The sequence below is a fragment of the Acinetobacter sp. CIP 102637 genome (assembly GCF_000368425.1).
GTDB classification, from domain to species: Bacteria; Pseudomonadota; Gammaproteobacteria; order Pseudomonadales; family Moraxellaceae; genus Acinetobacter; species Acinetobacter parvus.
The window spans coordinates 348,298-348,997 of the sequence record NZ_KB849435.1; the positions used below are offsets into that span (position 1 = coordinate 348,298).

At 39.4% G+C, this 700-nt stretch carries 1 protein-coding gene; it reads left to right on the plus strand.

Annotated features, from left to right (window positions below):
- Nucleotides 1-700 (plus strand): hypothetical protein (locus F967_RS14300; protein WP_004798515.1); only part of this gene is annotated, 700 nt, incomplete at both ends.

Genomic DNA, 700 nt, shown 5'->3' on the forward strand with positions numbered 1-700 from the left:
CAACGTCTAAAGATGCAGTGACAGGTAAACAGTTACATGCGACCAATACCAGTATTACAGCATTAGATACCCGAGTTGGAAATGAAGTTACCGCTTTGGATGGCAAAATCACCACTAATAAAAATGCAATCAGCACTTTAGACGGACGAGTAACAACCGAAGTAGGTAATTTAAATACAGCGATTACAACCAGCACCAATACGATTAATACCCGTATAGATGGTGTGGATACGACAGTTGCAGCTTTAGATACCCGAATCGGTAATGAAGTTACCGCTTTGGATGGCAAAATCACCACCAATAAAAATGCAATCAGCACTTTAGATGGTCGAGTAACAACCGAAGTAGGTAATTTAAATACAGCAATTACCAATAGTGCCAATACGATTAATAGCCGTATTGATGGTGTGGATACCCGAATTGGCAATGAAGTTACGGCTTTAGATGGCAAAATCACCACCAATAAAAATGCAATCAGCACTTTAGACGGACGAGTAACTACCGAAGTAGGTAATTTAAATACAGCAATTACCAATAGTGCAAATACGATTAATACCCGTATTGATGGCGTAGATACCCGAATTGGTCAAGAAGTTACAGCTTTAGATGGAAAGATTACAACCAGCGCAAATATGATTAATAGCCGTATTGATGGTGTCGATACCCGAATCGGCAATGAAGTGACTACCTTAAATACCAA